Annotated in this window: 15 protein-coding genes; 4 read left to right on the forward strand and 11 right to left on the reverse strand. The window is 55.8% G+C overall.

The features are described from left to right. Positions 1 to 130: 130 nt before the first annotated feature. Positions 131 to 1,240: an SDR family oxidoreductase gene (locus NNN71_RS17105; RefSeq protein ID WP_271458985.1), complete on the forward strand. Its 1,110-nt coding sequence runs from the start codon at positions 131 to 133 to the stop codon at positions 1,238 to 1,240. 50 nt (positions 1,241 to 1,290) lie between these two features. On the opposite strand, the gene eno is transcribed toward NNN71_RS17105, so the two are convergent. The 5 genes from eno to rlmD all read right to left on the reverse strand — a co-directional run bounded on the left by eno (position 1,291) and on the right by rlmD (position 8,962). Beyond that, positions 1,291 to 2,589 carry a phosphopyruvate hydratase gene (eno, locus tag NNN71_RS17110; RefSeq protein WP_163446305.1) on the reverse strand — a complete coding sequence of 433 codons (1,299 nt, stop codon included), beginning with the start codon at positions 2,587 to 2,589 and terminating at the stop codon, positions 1,291 to 1,293. A 79-nt stretch (positions 2,590 to 2,668) separates the two neighbouring features. Beyond that, positions 2,669 to 4,306 (reverse strand): glutamine hydrolyzing CTP synthase, encoded by a 1,638-nt coding sequence (gene pyrG, locus NNN71_RS17115; protein WP_163446306.1) that lies wholly within the window; start codon positions 4,304 to 4,306, stop codon positions 2,669 to 2,671. 223 nt (positions 4,307 to 4,529) lie between these two features. Next, the gene (gene mazG, locus NNN71_RS17120; RefSeq protein WP_223803931.1) at positions 4,530 to 5,321 is read right to left on the reverse strand and encodes a nucleoside triphosphate pyrophosphohydrolase; all 792 of its coding nucleotides are present in this window, start codon (positions 5,319 to 5,321) and stop codon (positions 4,530 to 4,532) included. Between the two features lie 60 nt (positions 5,322 to 5,381). Beyond that, a complete protein-coding gene (relA, locus tag NNN71_RS17125; protein WP_163446308.1) occupies positions 5,382 to 7,613 on the reverse strand; it encodes a GTP diphosphokinase in 2,232 nt (743 codons plus the stop codon). Positions 7,614 to 7,663: 50 nt separating this feature from the next. Continuing rightward, a complete protein-coding gene (gene rlmD / locus NNN71_RS17130; RefSeq protein ID WP_271458986.1) occupies positions 7,664 to 8,962 on the reverse strand; it encodes a 23S rRNA (uracil(1939)-C(5))-methyltransferase RlmD in 1,299 nt (432 codons plus the stop codon). A gap of 56 nt (positions 8,963 to 9,018) precedes the next feature. Here rlmD and barA point away from each other — a divergent pair, with 56 nt between their 5' ends. Then, positions 9,019 to 11,772 carry a two-component sensor histidine kinase BarA gene (gene barA, locus NNN71_RS17135; RefSeq protein WP_163446310.1) on the forward strand — a complete coding sequence of 918 codons (2,754 nt, stop codon included), beginning with the start codon at positions 9,019 to 9,021 and terminating at the stop codon, positions 11,770 to 11,772. A 79-nt stretch (positions 11,773 to 11,851) separates the two neighbouring features. Here the strand turns inward: barA and NNN71_RS17140 are convergent, their stop codons facing one another. The 6 genes from NNN71_RS17140 to syd all read right to left on the reverse strand — a co-directional run bounded on the left by NNN71_RS17140 (position 11,852) and on the right by syd (position 17,365). Continuing rightward, entirely contained in the window at positions 11,852 to 12,991 is a 1,140-nt protein-coding gene (locus NNN71_RS17140; protein ID WP_271458987.1) for a glycerate kinase, read from the reverse strand. A gap of 33 nt (positions 12,992 to 13,024) precedes the next feature. Next, complete coding sequence (gudD, locus tag NNN71_RS17145) at positions 13,025 to 14,365, reverse strand: glucarate dehydratase (RefSeq protein WP_163446312.1); 1,341 nt, start codon at positions 14,363 to 14,365, stop codon at positions 13,025 to 13,027. Between the two features lie 250 nt (positions 14,366 to 14,615). Continuing rightward, on the reverse strand, positions 14,616 to 15,059 hold the full coding sequence (locus NNN71_RS17150; RefSeq protein ID WP_163446313.1) for a flavodoxin: 444 nt from the start codon (positions 15,057 to 15,059) through the stop codon (positions 14,616 to 14,618). A gap of 15 nt (positions 15,060 to 15,074) precedes the next feature. Further along, positions 15,075 to 15,857: a tRNA pseudouridine(65) synthase TruC gene (truC, locus tag NNN71_RS17155; protein ID WP_271458988.1), complete on the reverse strand. Its 783-nt coding sequence runs from the start codon at positions 15,855 to 15,857 to the stop codon at positions 15,075 to 15,077. Then, positions 15,857 to 16,186 carry a YqcC family protein gene (locus NNN71_RS17160; RefSeq protein WP_167575126.1) on the reverse strand — a complete coding sequence of 110 codons (330 nt, stop codon included), beginning with the start codon at positions 16,184 to 16,186 and terminating at the stop codon, positions 15,857 to 15,859. Before NNN71_RS17160 ends, truC begins: the two co-directional genes overlap by 1 nt. Before the next feature lie 633 nt (positions 16,187 to 16,819). Beyond that, positions 16,820 to 17,365, reverse strand: coding sequence for a SecY-interacting protein (gene syd, locus NNN71_RS17165; RefSeq protein WP_167575125.1), 546 nt, complete (start codon positions 17,363 to 17,365; stop codon positions 16,820 to 16,822). A gap of 69 nt (positions 17,366 to 17,434) precedes the next feature. On the opposite strand from syd, the gene queF reads away from it, so the two are divergent. Both queF and ppnN read left to right on the forward strand, forming a co-directional pair. Next, a complete protein-coding gene (gene queF, locus NNN71_RS17170) occupies positions 17,435 to 18,280 on the forward strand; it encodes an NADPH-dependent 7-cyano-7-deazaguanine reductase QueF (RefSeq protein ID WP_271458989.1) in 846 nt (281 codons plus the stop codon). 117 nt (positions 18,281 to 18,397) lie between these two features. Further along, positions 18,398 to 19,762, forward strand: a complete 1,365-nt coding sequence (ppnN, locus tag NNN71_RS17175; protein WP_065358090.1) for a nucleotide 5'-monophosphate nucleosidase PpnN — start codon at positions 18,398 to 18,400, stop codon at positions 19,760 to 19,762. Positions 19,763 to 20,199 lie beyond the last annotated feature (437 nt).

Here is a 20,199-nt window from a genome sequence, read left to right on the forward strand (position 1 = left end):
ATTCAATCCGCGCCAGTACTTAAGCTTAAAATAAGCTTAAGCTCTCCCTTTATTACCCCATTCTTTATTTAAGCGCCGTTTACTTTTCCGATCCTAGAATCCGCAAATCAACCATGACGAGACAGTATTCATGAATACATTATTAATCACGGGCGTTACCGGTTTTCTTGGCGGCGCGGCGCTGGAAGCCATTCTCAATACCCGCAGCGACGTTAATTTACTGCTGTTAGTCCGTGCAGATAACGGTGAAGCCGCTGTCGCAAGAGTTAAGGAGAACTTACGTAAATTCAATATCGATGAAGAGAAGCTGGCGAAGCTCGCCCCACGCCATATCCTACTCGGTGACTTAGCCTACCCGGAGAGTTTTCTCGATGATGCGCGTCTGGACAAGGTAACCCACGTGCTGAACTGCGCCGCGGTGGCTTCCTTTGGCAACAACCCGCTGATCTGGAAGGTGAACGTAGAAGGTACGCTACAGTTTGCTCGCCGTATGGCAAAGGTCGAAGGCTTACAGCGCTTTCTGCACGTTGGCACGGCAATGTCCTGCTCGCCAGAGCCGGACTCTCTGGTCGCTGAAAGCGCAGAGTTCCGCGAGCGGGCCGAACACCTGGTAGAGTACACGCATTCCAAATCGACCATCGAACAGCTGATGCAACAGCAGCTTACAACGCTGCCCCTGATTATCGCCCGTCCTTCGATCGTTGTCGGCCATACTCGCCACGGCTGCCAGCCGTCCAGCAGCATTTTCTGGGTCTTCAGCATGGGGCTGATGCTGCAAAAATTCCTGTGCTCGATGGAAGACAGAATTGATGTGGTGCCGGTGGATTACTGTGCCAACGCGCTGCTTCTGCTGCTGGATGCGCCGCTGGTACAAGGGGAAGTGATACATATCTCGGCAGGAGAAGAGAATAGCGTTCGCTTTGCCGATATTGATTATGCGATGGCGCAAGCCCTGGAGCAGGCACCAGTTGGCGACCGCTATGCGCAAGTCAGCTATGAAGCACTGGTGAAAATGCGGCGCGAACTGAAAGGTATTTTCGGCCCGTGCAATGAGCGACTAATGTTGAAAGCGATGCGGCTGTATGGCGCTTTCGCCACGCTGAACGTGCGCTTTAGCAACGACAAGTTGCTCAGTATCGGCATGCCAAAACCACCGCGCTTTACCGACTATATTGATCGCTGCGTACAAACCACGCGTGGACTCTCGATTCCACAGCAGATGGCGGTCGATTTTAAGTAAAAAAAATGCCAGCCCAAAGGCTGGCATTTCTATATCAGATAAAGACAGGATTACGCCTGACCTTTGATCTCTTTACGACCGTTGTACGGAGCCTGTGCACCCAGCGCTTCTTCGATACGAATCAGCTGGTTGTACTTAGCAACACGGTCAGAACGGCTCATAGAACCAGTTTTGATCTGGCCAGCAGCGGTACCAACAGCCAGGTCAGCGATGGTAGCGTCTTCAGTTTCGCCAGAACGGTGAGAGATGACAGCGGTGTAGCCAGCGTCTTTCGCCATTTTGATCGCAGCCAGAGTTTCGGTCAGGGAACCGATCTGGTTGAATTTGATCAGGATGGAGTTAACGATGCCTTTCTCGATACCTTCTTTCAGGATCTTGGTGTTGGTTACGAACAGATCGTCACCAACCAGCTGGATTTTGTCGCCCAGAACTTTAGTCTGGTATGCGAAACCAGTCCAGTCAGACTCGTCCAGACCATCTTCGATGGAAACGATCGGGTACTGTTTGGTCAGGTCTTCCAGGAAGTGAGTGAATTCTTCAGAGGTGAACGCTTTGTTGCCTTCGCCAGCCAGAACGTATTTACCGTCTTTGTAGAATTCAGAAGCTGCACAGTCCATCGCCAGAGTGATGTCGGTGCCCAGCTCGTAGCCAGCAGCTTTAACAGCTTCAGCGATAACAGCCAGTGCTTCAGCGTTGGAACCCAGGTTCGGCGCGTAGCCGCCTTCGTCACCAACTGCAGTGTTCATACCTTTAGCTTTCAGAACTTTAGCCAGGTTGTGGAACACTTCAGAACCCATACGTACGGCTTCTTTCAGGGATTTCGCGCCAACCGGCTGAATCATGAATTCCTGAATGTCGACGTTGTTGTCAGCGTGCTCACCGCCGTTGATGATGTTCATCATCGGAACCGGCATGGAGTATTTGCCCGGAGTGCCGTTCAGTTCAGCGATGTGAGCGTACAGCGGCAGGCCTTTAGCGGCAGCTGCTGCTTTGGCGTTCGCCAGGGAAACAGCCAGGATTGCGTTCGCGCCGAAGTTGGATTTGTTCTCAGTACCGTCCAGATCGATCATGATCTTGTCGATGCCAGCCTGATCTTTAGCATCTTTACCCAGCAGAGCCTGAGCAATCGGGCCGTTAACAGCGGCAACAGCTTTCAGTACGCCTTTACCCATGAAACGGGATTTGTCGCCATCGCGCAGTTCCAGCGCTTCGCGGGAACCAGTAGAAGCACCTGACGGGGCAGCTGCCATACCGACGAAACCACCTTCCAGGTGTACTTCAGCTTCAACAGTCGGGTTACCACGGGAGTCGATGATTTCACGACCGATGATTTTAACGATTTTGGACATTAGGTTTTCCTCAGTACAAGTTAAACTAAAACTCCAGACAAACAACGCCCCTCGTGGGGCGCTGCCGTTCTAACTTTTTTTACTTCGCTTGACGCTTCTGGTACTCGCTGGCGGCTTTCACAAAGCCAGCAAACAGCGGGTGCCCATCACGCGGCGTAGAAGTAAACTCCGGATGGAACTGACAAGCAACGAACCACGGGTGATTCGGAACTTCGATGATCTCGACCAACTGATCATCACCGGAACGGCCCGCAACGCGCAGACCTGCAGCTTCAATCTGTTTCAACAACATGTTGTTGACTTCATAGCGGTGACGGTGACGTTCAACGATTGTTGGCGCGCCGTACATCTGACGAACCAGGCTGTCATCGCTGAGCTGGCACTGCTGCGCGCCAAGGCGCATGGTGCCGCCGAGGTCGCTCTTTTCAGTACGAACTTCGACATTGCCTTCTTCATCACGCCATTCAGTAATGAGCGCCACAACCGGGTACTTACAGTCTGGCACAAATTCCGTAGAGTTGGCGTTGTCCATCCCCGCAACGTTGCGCGCGAATTCGATCAGCGCAACCTGCATACCCAGGCAAATGCCCAGATAAGGAATATTGTTTTCACGCGCGTAGCGTGCGGTAGCGATCTTACCTTCTACGCCACGGTAGCCGAAGCCGCCTGGGATCAGGATAGCATCTAAATCTTTCAGAATTTCGACGCCGCGCGTTTCCACATCCTGCGAATCAATCAGCTTGATGTTGACGCTGACGCGGTTTTTCAGGCCACCGTGTTTCAGCGCTTCGATAACCGATTTGTAGGCGTCCGGCAGTTCAATGTACTTGCCGACCATACCAATGGTCACTTCGCCTGCCGGGTTCGCTTCTTCGTAAATAACCTGTTCCCATTCGGACAGATTCGCTTCCGGGCAGTTCAAGCTGAATCGTTTACAAATATAATCGTCCAGCCCCTGAGATTTCAACAGGCCTGGAATTTTATAAATGGAATCGACATCTTTCATCGAAATAACCGCTTTTTCTGGCACATTACAGAACAATGCAATTTTTGCACGTTCATTTGCCGGAATCGCGCGATCGGAGCGGCAGACCAGGATATCTGGCTGAATACCGATGGACAGCAGTTCTTTAACGGAGTGCTGAGTCGGTTTGGTTTTCACTTCACCGGCAGCCGCCATATATGGCACCAGCGTCAGGTGCATGAACAGCGCATTCTCACGACCGATATCCACCGCTAATTGACGAATCGCTTCCAGGAACGGCAGAGATTCGATATCGCCGACGGTGCCGCCGATTTCAACCAGCACCACATCGTGGCCTTCGCCACCGGCAAGCACGCGCTCTTTGATCGCGTTAGTGATATGCGGGATAACCTGTACGGTCGCGCCCAGATAGTCGCCACGGCGCTCTTTGCGCAGGACGTCTGAGTAAATACGGCCGGTCGTGAAGTTGTTACGGCGAGTCATTTTGGTGCGGATGAAACGCTCGTAGTGACCCAGGTCCAGGTCGGTTTCAGCGCCGTCTTCGGTAACGAACACTTCCCCGTGTTGGATCGGGCTCATGGTACCAGGATCGACGTTGATATACGGATCCAGTTTCATCATGGTGACGTTAAGGCCACGGGCTTCAAGAATGGCTGCCAGGGAGGCTGCGGCAATGCCTTTACCCAGAGAGGATACGACCCCGCCGGTCACAAAAATATAGTTCGTTGTCATGCTGAACCTGAGAAGTTAGGGTGAAACGATGGAATAACCAAGACGGGAAAGTAGTATACCCGAACATGGCGAGCGCCACAAACTTTCATTCTCGCTCCTCAATCGCCGCAGAAACAAACATGGGGAGTGAGAAAATAGCCCCTTTTGGGTAAATGTTTTTGACGCAAATCAAGCGCTTGTCATTTAAGATTTCGCACTTTTCGCCCTTTCCCGCAAAAATTCTTTAGAGATCATGTTCCTGCTGTTTTACCTGTTGCCAAACTTCTTCCATCAAATCCAGGTCTACTCCGGTCATTTCCAGGCCTCGCTCAGCGACAATTCGCTCAACCTCGCGGAAACGACGCTCAAATTTTTCATTCGCTTTTTGCAGCGCGGTCTCGGCTTTGACGCCTAAATGACGTGAAAGATTGACGGTGGCGAACAGCAGGTCGCCCATTTCCTCTTCCAGTCTAGCTTCATCGACAACCGCCTGCCTGGCTTCGTCCATGACTTCATCAATTTCTTCGTACACTTTGTCCAGCACCGGGCCCAGCGTCGTCCAGTCAAAACCCACCGCCGAACAGCGTTTCTGAATTTTGTGTGCTCGCATCAGCGCCGGGAAAGCGCGCGGAATGTCATCCAGCGCGGAGTGCTGCGCTTTTTCAGCGCGTTCGGCGGTTTTGATCTGCTCCCAGCGGGCCAGCACTTCCTGACTGCTGCCGACATTTGCATCGCCGAAGATGTGCGGGTGGCGACGTTCCAGCTTGTCGCTGATGGCGGCGCAAATGTCGTTGAAATCAAAGCGCCCTTCTTCCTGAGCCATCTGGGCGTAGAACACCACCTGGAACAGCAGGTCGCCAAGTTCACCGCGCAGGTCGTCAAAATCTTCGCGAGCGATGGCATCGAGTACTTCGTAGGTTTCTTCCAGCGTGTAGGGGGCGATGGAGCTGAACGTCTGCTCTTTATCCCACGGGCAGCCGTTTTCCGGGTCACGCAGGCGCTGCATAATACCGAGCAGTCGGTCGATTTGAGTCATGGTGTTTCCTTGCAAAAATAGAGCGTTACCCTCTCCCAACAGGGAGAGGGTAAGGGGAAATTAACCGCCGTGCAGTCGACGCGCGTCGATCACGTCCGGCACCTGGTTCAGCTTGCCAAGCACGCGGCCCAGCACCTGCAGGTTGTAGATTTCAATGGTCATGTCGATGGTCGCCATCTGCTGCTTGGTATCGCTGCGGCTGGCTACGCCCAGAACGTTGACCTTTTCGTTGGCGAGAATGGTGGTGATATCGCGCAGCAGGCCGCTGCGGTCGTTAGCCTGCACGCGCACCACCAGCGAGTAACCTGCCGAGTAGCTTTCGCCCCACACCGCATCAACGATACGTTCCGGCGCGTGCGATTGCAGCTCCGCCAACTGTTCACAGTCCGCACGGTGCACCGAAATGCCGCGCCCCTGAGTAATGAAACCGACAATTTCATCGCCAGGAATCGGCTGGCAGCAACGGGCAATGTGGTGCATCAGGTTGCCAACACCTTCAACCACCACGCGACCGTTGTCTTTGCTGCGGTTTTGCGGCGTGTAAGACTTCTGCTGCAGCTGTTTAAGCGCGGCGGCATCCTGTTCAGCGGCGCTCGGTTTATTGAACTGCGCCTGCAGGAAATTCACCATCTGATTGAGGCGAATATCACCGCCGCCAATCGCCGCCAGCAGCTCTTCCACGTCGTTAAAGTTGTAGCGCGGCAGCAGGTGCTTTTCGGCTTCTTTAAGGCTGATGCCCAGATGTTCCAGCTCGTCGTCGAGGATCTGCCGCCCGGCCAGCACGTTCTTGTCTTTATCCTGTTTACGGAACCAGGCGTGAATTTTCGAACGCCCGCGGCTGGTTGTCACATAGCCCAGGTTCGGGTTTAGCCAGTCGCGGCTTGGGTTCGGCTGCTTCTGGGTGATGATTTCAATCTGGTCGCCCATCTGCAGTTGATAGGTGAACGGCACGATGCGCCCGCCGATCTTCGCGCCGATGCAGCGGTGTCCGACATCGCTGTGAATGTGGTAGGCAAAGTCCAGCGGCGTGGAGCCGGCCGGCAGATCCACCACGTCGCCTTTCGGCGTAAACACGTAGACGCGGTCATCAAAGACCTGGCTGCGCACTTCGTCGAGCATTTCGCCCGAATCGGCCATCTCTTCCTGCCATGCAATCAGTTTACGCAGCCAGGCGATACGATCTTCGTGGCCGGAGCGCGCGCCGCTGGCGGTACCTTCTTTGTACTTCCAGTGCGCGGCGACGCCCAGCTCGGCATCTTCGTGCATCTGTTTAGTTCGAATCTGGATCTCAACCGTTTTGCCGCCTGGCCCCAGCACCACGGTATGGATGGACTGATAGCCGTTCGGTTTCGGGTTGGCGACGTAGTCGTCGAACTCATCCGGCAGGTGGCGATAGTGAGTGTGTACTATCCCCAGCGCGGCATAGCAATCCTGCAGGCGCTCGGCGACGATACGCACCGCACGCACGTCAAACAACTCATCGAACGCGAGATGTTTTTTCTGCATTTTGCGCCAGATGCTGTAGATATGCTTCGGACGACCGTAAACCTCGGCTTTTACCCCTTCGGTTTTCATTTCACTGCGCAGGTGGCCGACGAAGTCATTGATGTAATGCTCACGGTCAATACGACGCTCGTGCAGCAGTTTGGCAATACGTTTGTATTCCGCCGGGTGCAGGTAGCGGAAGCAGTAATCTTCCAGCTCCCATTTGAGCTGGCCAATGCCGAGACGGTTCGCGAGCGGCGCGTAAATGTTGGTACACTCTTTCGCCGCCAGCACGCGCTCATCTTCCGGCGCGTCCTTCACCTCACGCAGGTGGGCAATACGCTCGGCGAGCTTGATAACCACGCAGCGGAAATCGTCGACCATCGCCAGCAGCATGCGACGGACGTTGTCTACCTGTTCGGAGGAGACCGCGTCAGTATGGGTGGCCTTCAGTTGGCGGATGGCCGCCATGTCGCGCACGCCGTGAATCAGCGTCACTACCGACTGCCCGGCGCTCTCGCTGAGCACCTCTTCGCTGACCACGTTAGCGTCGACTAACGGGAACAGCAGCGCCGCGCGTAGCGTGTCGTTATCCATACTCAGCGTCGAGAGGATTTCAACCATCTCAACCCCGCGCCACAGCATCAGCTCGGCGTCATCACGCCCAACGGTTTGGCGGCGACAGTAATCCCAGGTCTCGGCTAAGCGTTCACACGACTGCTGGCTGGAAATTCCCAGACTTGCGATCCATTTCTGTGGGTCAAACTCACCAGCTTTATTGAGATGTGCACTTCTTACCGCAACCATTGTCCTCTCCTTTCAGGGACCGGCCTGTCGAAGTCGACAAGCCACCGTTATTACCTACGCTCAAACAGCACCATAGATTCCTGGTGCCCAGTGTGCGGGAACATATCCAGCATTGCCAGACGCTGAATTTGGTAACCCGCATTCAGCAACGCCTCGCTATCGCGCGCCAGCGTCGCCGGATTGCAGGAGACATACACCACACGCGTCGGCGCTAATTTTATAACATGCTGCATCACGCCCGGTGCGCCAGCACGAGCAGGATCGAGTAAAACTTTGTCAAAACCGTGTTTCGCCCATGCCTGAAGTGTTACATCATCTTCCAGATTCTCGTGGAAGAAGGTGACATTTTGCAGGTGGTTGAGTTCGGCATTCTCGCGCCCTTTCGCCACCAGCGCAGGCACGCCTTCAACGCCGACCACGCTGGCCGCGCGTTTGGCCAGCGGTAGCGTAAAGTTGCCCATTCCGCAGAACAGATCCAGCACCCGGTCAGTAGGCTGCACGTCCAGCCATGCCAGCGCCGTCGCCACCATCTGCTGATTTACGCCGTCGTTAACCTGAATAAAATCGCGCGGGCTGAAGGTTAAGCGTAGCCCGTCTGAGGAATACCAGGGAGCATCACCGGTAACGCGTTCAAGTATCTCGCTTTCCGGCGCCAGATACAGCGCCACGCCGGAAGAATGCGAAAAGCGTTCCAGTTTTTCTTTATCTTCGCCGTTAAGCGCCGCCGTATGGCGTAGCACCATCAGCGGCCCGTTATCGGCGCTGACCAGCTCCACATGCCCCAAATGACGCAGGCCTTGCAGGCTGCTCAGGCATTCACGCACAGCGGGTAGCAACGCCTCAAGACTGGGCACCAAAACAGGGCATTGCACCACATCGATGATATCGTTCGAGTTGGCCTTGCGAAAACCCATCTGCAAGCGTTGGGTTTTTGGCTGATAATTCAAGCTTAAGCGCGCGCGGCGGCGGTATCCCCAGGCTTCCCCGGCGATAACCTCCTCAACTTCGCGATTCATTAAACGATTCAGCGCCGCACGTTTGCTGCGCTGTTGTAGTGCAACCGACGCATGCTGCTGCTGGCAGCCACCGCAAACGCCAAAGTGCGGGCAGCGCGGTTCAACGCGCTCCGGGCTGTCGCTCAGACGGCGTTTTACCTGGCCACGTGCATACTGTTTTTTGTCTTCCGTCAGGGTAATTTCCGCGCGCTCTTCCGGCAATAACCCATTGATGAATAATGCTTTACCGTTGTGGCGCGCCACACCTTGCCCGAAGGGATCAAGACTGCTGACTGTCACGGTTATGATCTGGCGCGTCGTCACGCGCCGTTTTGCAGAGTAGAATTGCGCCATCGTAGAGATTTTTCTCAATCAAATATATTGCACTGATTCTCCCACAACGGACCTCCATGACCAACTACAGCCTGCGTGCAAGAATGATGATTTTGATCCTGGCGCCGACCGTATTAATCGGTTTGCTGCTCAGCATCTTCTTCGTCGTCCACCGCTATAACGACCTGCAGCGTCAACTGGAAGACGCCGGCGCCAGCATTATCGAGCCGCTTGCCGTCTCCAGCGAATACGGTATGAATTTGCAAAACCGTGAGTCGATCGGCCAGTTGATAAGCGTGCTGCACCGTCGCCACTCCGATATCGTACGGGCGATCTCCGTCTATGACGAACACAATAAGCTGTTCGTCACCTCAAACTATCAACTGGATCCTGGCGAGCTACAGTTACCGCGCGGCATGCCCTTCCCGCGAAGGCTGAGCGTGACGCGCCACGGCGATATCATGATCCTACGCACGCCGATTATCTCCGAGCACTACTCGCCGGATGAATCACCGCAGTCGGACGCCAAAACGCCGGTCAATATGCTCGGCTATGTAGCGCTGGAGCTGGATCTCAAGTCGGTCAGGCTTCAGCAATATAAAGAGATCTTTATCTCCAGCGTGATGATGCTGTTCTGCATCGGTATTGCGCTGATCTTCGGCTGGCGGTTAATGCAGGATGTCACCGGGCCAATTCGCAACATGGTGAACACCGTTGACCGGATCCGCCGCGGGCAGCTCGACAGCCGCGTTGAGGGCTTTATGCTCGGCGAGCTGGATATGCTGAAAAACGGCATCAACTCGATGGCCATGTCGCTGGCCGCCTATCACGAGGAGATGCAACATAACGTCGACCAGGCCACTTCGGACCTGCGTGAGACGCTCGAACAGATGGAGATCCAAAACGTTGAACTGGATCTCGCCAAGAAGCGCGCCCAGGAAGCGGCGCGCATCAAGTCTGAGTTCCTCGCCAACATGTCGCACGAGCTACGTACACCGCTCAACGGCGTGATTGGCTTTACCCGCCTGACCTTGAAAACCGAGCTCAATCCGACCCAGCGCGACCACCTCAATACCATCGAGCGTTCGGCCAACAACCTGCTGGCGATCATCAACGATGTGCTCGACTTCTCCAAGCTGGAAGCGGGCAAGCTGTTGCTGGAGAGCATTCCGTTCCCGCTGCGCAGTTCGCTGGATGAAGTGGTCACGCTGCTGGCGCATTCGGCGCACGATAAAGGGCTTGAGCTGACGCTGAACATTAAAAATGACGTGCCGGACAACGTCATCGGCGACCCGCTGCGTCTGCAGCAGGTCATTACCAATCTGGTCGGTAACGCCATCAAGTTCACCGAAAACGGCAACATTGACGTGCTGGTAGAACAGCGCGCCGTCAGCAATAACAAGGTACAAATTGAGGTCCAGATTCGCGATACCGGCATCGGTATTCCGGAGCGCGATCAGTCCCGTTTGTTCCAGGCCTTCCGCCAGGCCGATGCCAGCATCTCCCGACGTCACGGCGGCACCGGGCTGGGGCTGGTGATCACGCAAAAACTGGTGCGCGAGATGGGCGGCGATATCTCCTTCCACAGCCAGCCCAACCGTGGTTCAACGTTCTGGTTCAATATCAACCTCGATCTCAATCCGAACGTCATTTCTGAAGGGCCGGATACCAGCAGCCTGCAAGGCAAGCGTATCGCCTACGTGGAGGCCAATGCCGCCGCCGCGCAGGCGACGCTGGATATGCTGGCGACAACGCCGCTCGAGGTCGTCTATGCGGTAAGTATTGCCGCGCTGCCCACCGAGTTCTACGACATTCTGCTGGTTGCCGTACCGGTTTCGGTGCGCGACCTCAGCATTCACCGCGATAAGCTGAGTACCGCGCTCGGCATGACCAACCATCTGGTGCTGGCGCTGCCGTGTCACGCCCAGGTTGACGCCGAGTCGCTGAAACAAAACGGTGCGGCTGCCTGCCTGTTGAAGCCGTTGACCATTACTCGTCTGCTGCCGGTGCTGCAGGAATTCAGCCGCAGCACGCCCACACAGGTGGCCGTCCCGGTGACCGAGCATCGCCTGCCGATGACGGTGATGGCGGTGGACGATAACCCGGCAAACCTGAAACTGATTGGCGCGCTGTTGGACGATCAGGTGCAGCACGTTGAGCTGTGCGAAAGCGGACAGCAGGCGATTGAGTGCGCTAAGCAGATGAAATTCGATCTGATTCTGATGGATATCCAGATGCCGGATATCGACGGTATTCGCGCCTGTGAGCTGATTCGTCAGCTTCCGCATCAGCAGCAAACGCCGGTGATTGCGGTCACCGCCCACGCCCTTGCCGGGCAGAAAGAGAAGCTGCTGACCGCCGGCATGAACGACTATCTGGCGAAGCCAATTGAAGAGAACCGTCTGCACGACCTGCTGCTGCGCTATAAGCCAGGCGTCATTACGCCGCCGCGTCCCGCGCAGTCCGCGCCGGTGGAGCCGCCGATCGATCTGAACGCCACGCTGGACTGGCAGTTGGCGCTACGCCAGGCCGCCTATAAGCCGGATCTGGCGCGGGAGATGCTACAAATGCTGATCGCCTTCCTGCCGGAGGTGCGCAATAAAGTGGAGGAGCAGTTGGTCGGCGAAGAGCCGGAGAATCTGGTCGATGCCATTCACAAACTGCACGGCAGCTGCGGCTACAGCGGCGTACCGCGTCTTAAACATCTGTGCCAGCTGATTGAAAGCCAGCTGCGGAGCGGCACCCCGGCGGAGGAGCTGGAGCCGGAGCTGCTGGAACTGCTGGATGAAATGGATAATGTGACGCGGGAAACGAAGAAAATGCTGGGCTAGCCCAAACCTGTAGACCGGATAAGCGAAGCGCCATCAGGCTTGTGTGTGATTGCCGGATGGCGGCGTTGCCTTATCCGGCCTACAGCGACTGTCCCACTTTTATCGTTGCCGCGATATTCCGCGCGGCCATACGAACATTCGCCCCGGCTTCCGCCAGCGCTTCATCAAGCGAACAGATTCGATGCAGCACGCTAAACACCGCATCCAGCCCATGCTGATGTACAACACCCACATCAGCCGTCAGGCTACCGGCAATGCCAATCACTGGAATCTGATAACGTTTGGCGACCCGCGCCACGCCTACCGGCACCTTGCCGTGGATCGTCTGGCTATCGATACGCCCTTCCCCGGTAATCACCAGATCCGCATCGGCCACCAGCGCATCCAGGTGCAGCGCGTCGGTCACAATATCAATACCCGGTCTCAGGTGTGCGCCGCAAAATGCGTACAGCGCCGCCCCCATTCCTCCTGCCGCACCGCCGCCTTCCAGCGTCAGCACATCAAGATCTAAATCTTGCGCAATTTGCCCGGCATAGTGCGCCAATGCGCGGTCGAGCTGCGCAACCATCTCTGTCGTCGCGCCTTTCTGCGGCCCAAATACCGCCGACGCCCCTTCATCACCGACCAGCGGGTTCGTCACATCACAGGCAACATCAATCCGGCATTGCGCCAGGCGCGGATCCAGACCGCTGATGTCAATCGTTGCCAGCGTCGACAGCCCCGCGCCACCGGGCGCAATCGGCTGGCCGTTAGCGGTCAGTAGCTGCGCGCCAAGCGCCTGCACCATGCCTGCGCCGCCGTCGTTGGTGGCGCTACCGCCAATGCCGATAATCATCCGCGTCACGCCAAGATCCAGCGCATGGCGAATCAGCTCTCCGGTGCCCCACGAGGTTGTTTTTAGCGGGTTACGCGCGGCGGGAGGTAAAAGCTCCAGTCCGCTGGCCGCCGCCATTTCAATAAATGCGCAGGATTCATCGCCGGAGATGCCATAAAAGCCCTGCACTGGCTCACCGAGCGGGCCGGTCACCTCAACCTCAACCACCCGCCCTTGTGTTGCCGCCACCATAGCCTCAACGGTCCCTTCGCCGCCATCGGCAACCGGAAGCTTGATGTACTCGGCGTCCGGGTAGATCTCGCGAAATCCCGCTTCAATCGCACTGGCGACCTCGAGGGCGCTCAGGCTTTCCTTGTATGAGTCCGGGGCAATCACAATCTTCATAAGCTGTCCTTGTGCGAAGTGGCGGCAGTAAGCTTAGCGCACCATGCAGGGGCGTTTGTTATCAAATGTCCAGTTTGGGATCAGATACTGCATTCCCATGGCATCATCACGCGCCCCCAGGCCGTATTGTTGATACAGCGCGTTGGCCTGCATCACCTGGTCCATATCCAGCTCAACGCCCAGCCCCGGTGTATCTGGCACTTGCACCTTACCGTTTTTAATTTCAAACGGCGCTTTGGTCAGGCGCTGATTACCTTCCTGCCAGATCCAGTGGGTATCAATGGCGGTAATTTTTCCCGGCGCAGCGGCGGCGACGTGAGTGAACATCGCCAGCGAAATATCGAAATGGTTATTGGAGTGCGAGCCCCAGGTCAGGCCGAATTCATGGCACAACTGCGCCACGCGTACCGAGCCTTGCATGGTCCAGAAGTGCGGATCCGCCAGCGGAATATCCACCGATTGTAGCGCCAGCGTATGCCCCATCTGCCGCCAGTCGGTGGCAATCATGTTGGTGGCGGTCGGCAGGCCGGTCGCGCGGCGGAATTCCGCCATTACTTCTCGGCCGGAGAAGCCCTGCTCGGCGCCGCACGGATCTTCAGCATAGGCCAGCGTCCCTTTCAGGTACTTACCGATTTTGATCGCTTCATCGAGTGACCATGCGCCGTTCGGATCCAGCGTTACACGCGCCTGCGGGAAACGTTTTGCCAGCGCGACGATCGATTCCGCTTCTTCTTCGCCCGCCATCACGCCGCCCTTCAGTTTGAAGTCGTTAAAACCGTATTTTTCATACGCGGCCTCCGCCAGACGTACAACGGCATCCGGGGTCATCGCCTCGTCGTGGCGCAGGCGGTACCAGTCGCACTGCTCATCCGGCTGGCTCTGATACGGCAGCGGCGTCGCCTTGCGGTTGCCGATGAAGAACAGATAGCCAAGCATTTCCACTTCGCTACGCTGTTGACCCTCGCCAAGCAGCGAGGCCACATTCACTCCCAAATGCTGGCCCAGCAAGTCAAGCATGGCCGATTCAATGGCGGTCACAACATGAATCGTGGTGCGTAAGTCGAAGGTTTGCAGGCCGCGCCCGCTGGCATCGCGGTCGGCAAAAGCCGCACGCACGCGGTTCAGGACGTTTTTGTACTCGCCGAGCGTTTTCCCCACCACCAGCGGGATAGATTCTTCCAGGGTGGCGCGAATCTTTTCGCCGCCGGGAATCTCCCCCACGCCCTTGTGCCCGGCATTATCCTGAATTATCACGATATTTCGGGTAAAGAACGGCGCATGTGCCCCGCTCAGGTTCATCAGCATGCTGTCGCGTCCGGCAACGGGAATCACCTGCATGGACGTGACAACGGGCGTGGAAGTGTGAATGGTCATGGTTAAATCCTTGTCTACTGGGTCGACGGCCGTAAACAGAGCACGGGTATTAACATGCCCAGCCCGACGCGTCAGGAGCGAGAAATCTGGCAATCGTTATTATTATGGCTAACAACAGTATAGAAACAGGCGTGCGGCAGCTCATCGTGCAAATGCACAATATTAACGGGGAATGTTATTCAACGATGTGGTAAATGAACAAATAGCAGCCGGTGCGACGACGCCGCACCGGAAAGAAAATCAATCATGCTTATTTAAGCAGCGTTGCCCACTGCTCGACCCATGGATTGGAGACGCTCTCCGGTTCCGGGTCTTCGGAGGCATCGATCATCAGCATGTCGCCAATCCGCTGCGCGCCCTGTTCCTGCAACAGCGCGTCAAAGCGCTTGCCGCCGCCGCAGAAGTTCGCGTAAGTGCTATCGCCCAGCGCGATAATACCGTAGCGCAGATGCGGCTGGTACATATCCTGGAGATCGTTAAACAGCGGCACGATACTATCCGGCAGGTCACCCTGACCGGTGGTGGAGGTCACCACCAGCGCGTATTTACCGGTGTAGCTTTCCCAATCCGCCACCGTCGGGTCTTCAAAGACTTTCGCCTGATGCCCGAGACCGCCGAGAATGGTTTGCGCTTCTTCCGCCACCAGCAGCGAATTGCCATACATGGTGCCGACAAAAATCCCTACTTCAGCCATGATTTAACTCCCTGTTTACTTCTGGATAGCTTCATCCTGACCGCAGTCGGCGACAAACTCAACCCTTTCATTCTCAGGGAGAAGCCCGCGCCAGCCGAAATGTGATAAAGCCTGCATCCAGACGTCGTCGAGCCCGGCGCGAATCGTCAGCGGTTCGCCGGTAAACGGATGGGACATCGAGAGTTCGCTGGCGTGCAGCATCAGGCGGTTGCAGCCGAAATGCTCCGCCGCGCTGCGGTTCTGGCGCAGGTCGCCATGCTTGCTGTCGCCAATAATCGGATGACGCAGGTGTGCCAGATGGCGGCGCAGTTGGTGTTTGCGGCCGGTTTGTGGGTCCAGCTCTACCAGGCCGTAGCGCGTGGTCGGGTAGCGGCCCGTCGCGACCGGCATTTCCACCGTCGCCATGCCCCGGTAGTGAGTGACCGCTGGCTGCGGATCCTTATTCTCACGGGCAAACTTGTCAGCGATTTTATCCAGCTCTTCCACCAGCGGGTAGTCCAGCACCGCTTCATCAGTCAGCCAGCCGCGCACGATGGCGTGGTAGCGCTTGTGAATTTGATGCTGTTCGAACTGCTGCGCCAGCAGCCGTCCGGCTTCGCTGGACAGCCCCATCAGCAACACGCCGGATGTCGGACGGTCGAGGCGATGGGCGGTAAAGACGTGCTGGCCAATCTGGTCACGTACCGTCTGCATCACCACCACTTTTTCATCGCGATCGAGCCAGCTGCGATGCACCAACCAGCCTGACGGTTTGTTCACCGCCACCAACCACTCGTCCTGGTAGATAATTTCCAGCATCAGTGGGGATCGCTCGTAAAGAAGGCATCCAGCTGCTCAAGCGGCGGCAGGATAATCGCGCGCAGCGGATGCGCAGCGTCGAGCGCCATTTCGTAATACGGCGCGATGGCAAAATCTTTTGGCAGCGGCATTTCGCTATCCAGCAGCTGATGCATGCGCGGGATCAGCACCCACTGGAGCCACTCCAGCGGCTCCAGGGTGTCCATGCAGAACGGCTGTTCGCTGGCAAAGGCGCTTTCGTGCGGCGCCGTCTCCTGCCAGTGCTGATGCTGACGCAGCAGCGTTTCAATAAGCAGTAGTTGGTCGCGTAGGCTGTCGTGGCGTGTCATGGAAACCTCTGAGGAATGAAAATCGCGCGCAGGATACCACTAGTTGGCGGGAAACAAAAAAAAGGGGGCACTGTAAAAACAGTGCCCCCGGTTCGTTTCGCAGCAATCCAGCTACTTTTAGTGCTCCCTGCTCGTCCGTGACAACTTTTCCTGTGGTCTCCTGACCAGTTCGTCCCTAAACGGTTGCTTCCTGCATCACACCACCCCGATGTGATTTCACCCAATCCTTGAGTGTGTCCTGATCTTCCTGATCCACCAGATATCCTGTCTGGCTCTCGTTCTCCGTCCTGGAGGTGTCCTTTAACGCGTTCCTGCGCTATCCTTTTGCTTCATCCTGAAGCCTTTCCTTGAATCACCTTCCCGGTGTGTCCTATGAAGCGTCATCATCCTGATGTTCACTTCATTGTGCGACTCCCTGTCGACGTAGATAGAATCCGCTATTTCACTTCGTCTTACAAGCGCCCCTCAGACAATCCCTTAAGGCTTACACGCAAGAAAATCACCTTATAGAACAATTATCATATTGATATAAAACGAAATTACTAAAACATAGGGATAAGAGTCTTACTTATAATCTGGCGATCTCTCACAGTGCGTGTAAGAGATCTCTCACAAAGGGATGGGCAAACTGTCTTACAGAATAGGCTCAAGTTGAGTCAGGAAACTCGCAAGGGAGGAGGCCAGAGGCAGGCGATTGCGCGTTCCGAGCGTCTCTTTGACCACTTCACCGGTCACGTTACAGACGGAAATCACGTCAAGTTCGCTGTCCAGCGTGGCGATAAACAGCGTCGGCGATAACTTCAGGCGCTTCTGCGTGACCAGGTGACCAATCAGGTTTTCCTGCACGCGACGGAAGTCGTCGGGGCTCCACACCTGCAGCAGCGTCAGGGCATCGCCCATGAAAAGCGCTTGCATATCACCCGCATACTGAGTGGTATAATAGGTGTGAATGGGTTGTTGTACCACAATATCCATTGCCCGTTCAACGCCATTTACATTCGGTTCACCGTCAAAGTCCCGCGGTTGCCAGAAGACCGCGTCGCCGCTCGTCGAAACCTGGCATGGCGACGGGATGCCGTAAAGCTCTTCGCTGCGCGGCAGGCTGTTATAGGTGCGCTGCCAGGCATCGCAATAGCGTTGGGTAAAGGCGTGTAATGCGTCTGCAGTCTGCTGATCCACGAATTTCTCTCTTCAGGTTAGCCAGGATACACTAGAAGCCATAGTGTACCTGCTTTATAACGGTGAAACATGTCTTCTTATGATAACCATCAGGCGCTTGCCGGCCTGACGCTCGGTAAAACCACAGATTACCGCGATACCTACGACGCCAGCCTGTTACAGGGCGTTCCGCGCAGCCTGAACCGCGATCCGCTCGGGCTGCACGCCGATTCCCTGCCCTTCCACGGCGCGGATATCTGGACGCTGTACGAGCTTTCCTGGCTCAACGCCAAAGGCCTGCCCCAGGTCGCGGTCGGCCACGTCGAGCTGAGCCACGACACGGTGAACCTGGTCGAGTCAAAGAGCTTTAAGCTCTACCTCAACAGCTTCAACCAGACGCGTTTCGCCCGTTGGGAAGAGGTGCAGGAAACGCTGCAACGCGACCTGAGCGCCTGCGCGGAGGGCAACGTGACGGTGGCCCTCTACCGCCTTGATGAGATTGAAGGCCAGCCGATTGCCCATTTCCATGGCAGCTGTATTGATGACCAGGATATCGAGATTGATAACTACCAGTTCAACGCCGACTACCTTGACGGCGCAGCCGGCCAGAAAGTGGTGCAGGAAACGCTGGTCAGCCATCTGTTGAAATCAAACTGCCTGATCACCCACCAGCCGGACTGGGGTTCTGTACAAATTCAATACCGTGGCCCACAGATCGACCGGGAAAAGCTGCTGCGCTATCTGGTCTCTTTCCGCCATCACAACGAGTTCCACGAGCAGTGCGTCGAGCGTATCTTCAACGATATTCTGCGCTTCTGCGCGCCGGAGAGCCTGAGCGTCTACGCGCGATACACTCGCCGCGGCGGGCTGGATATCAACCCGTGGCGGGCAAACGGTGAATTTGTGCCGGCAATTGGCCGTCTGGTGCGCCAGTAAGCTGAACAATTTCTCAATAATGCGCACATTGTTCCGCGACTGAGGTTGTAGTAAACAAGCCAGCGAGGCTATTGTAATCACTAAGGAAGACGATTTTCGTCCCGTTAAGGAGTCCACTTGATTACACATATTAGCCCGCTTGGCTCAATGGATATGTTGTCGCAGCTGGAAGTCGACATGCTTAAACGCACGGCCAGCACCGACCTGTATCAATTGTTCCGCAACTGCTCATTGGCCGTACTGAACTCAGGCAGCCTGACCGATAACAGTAAAGAGCTGCTGTCCCGCTTCGAAAGCTTCGATATTAACGTGCTGCGCCGCGAACGCGGCGTTAAGCTCGAACTGATTAATCCGCCGGAAGAGGCGTTCGTCGACGGGCGCATTATCCGCTCGCTCCAGGCCAACCTGTTCGCCGTGCTGCGCGATATTCTGTTCGTTTACGGGCAGATTCATAACACCGTACGCTTCCCGAATCTCGATCTGGAAAGCTCCGCCCATATCACCAACCTGGTGTTCTCCATTCTGCGCAACGCGCGCGCGCTGCACGTGGGCGAAGCGCCGAGCATGGTGGTGTGCTGGGGCGGTCACTCGATCAACGAAAACGAGTACCTCTACGCGCGTCGCGTGGGTAACCAGCTTGGCCTGCGTGAGTTAAACATCTGCACCGGCTGCGGACCTGGCGCGATGGAAGCGCCAATGAAGGGCGCCGCAGTCGGCCATGCGCAGCAGCGCTACAAAGAAGGGCGCTTTATCGGCATGACCGAACCGTCGATTATTGCCGCTGAGCCGCCAAACCCGCTGGTCAACGAACTGATCATCATGCCGGATATCGAAAAGCGCCTGGAAGCGTTTGTCCGTATTGCCCACGGGATAATCATCTTCCCGGGCGGCGTAGGTACTGCGGAAGAGCTGCTGTATCTGCTGGGTATCCTGATGAACCCGGCGAATAAAGACCAGGTACTGCCGCTTATCCTCACCGGCCCGAAAGAGAGCGCCGACTACTTCCGCGTGCTCGACGAGTTCGTGGTGCATACGCTGGGCGAAGGCGCGCGTCGCCACTATAAGATCATCATTGATGATGAAGTGGAAGTGGCGCGCCAGATGAAAAAAGCGATGCCGCTGGTGAAAGAGAACCGCCGCGATACTGGCGACGCCTACAGCTTCAACTGGTCGATGCGCATTGCGCCAGACCTGCAAATGCCGTTTGAGCCGTCGCACGAGAACATGGCAAACCTCAAGCTTTATCCGGATCAACCGGTTGAAGTGCTGGCCGCAGACCTGCGCCGCGCCTTCTCTGGCATCGTGGCGGGTAACGTGAAGGAAGTGGGTATTCGCGCTATCGAAGAGTTTGGCCCGTACAAAATTCACGGCGACAAAGAGATGATGCGCCGCATGGATGAACTGCTACAGGGCTTCGTGGCGCAACACCGCATGAAGCTACCTGGCTCCGCCTATATACCCTGCTACGAAATCTGCGCCTGATACTTTTCGCAGCGCATTTCACTACTTACCCGGCGGTCTTCACCGCCGGTTTTTCTCTCAAACCGCACGCATAAACACCCTAATTCGCACAAAGCCAATCGTTTGCGTGCTATATGCAACCGCATATTATTAGCAATAATTATGATTCGGCGCTAAAAAACGCCATTTCCATCATTTTTATCAGCAAAAACATCGTATTTAGCCCCTCCCCCATTTACCACACATACTGCGAATGCTAGCCTTCGCGACCATAAATTTTCACTCAAAAGGTTATTACAGTAAAAAGACCTGCAATAACCCATGCTAAAAGTGGATTATTACATTTGGGATCGTGATCACTGATACATTCACGAGTTAAATGTACATTTGCGCTCGTCGAAAATGGTGTTGGGTAAAAATCACAAAAAAACCAATACTTCTAAAATTTAATATTACGT

It is taken from the genome of Kluyvera sp. Awk 3 (genome assembly GCF_028069715.1).
Taxonomy (GTDB): Bacteria; Pseudomonadota; Gammaproteobacteria; order Enterobacterales; family Enterobacteriaceae; genus Kluyvera; species Kluyvera georgiana_A.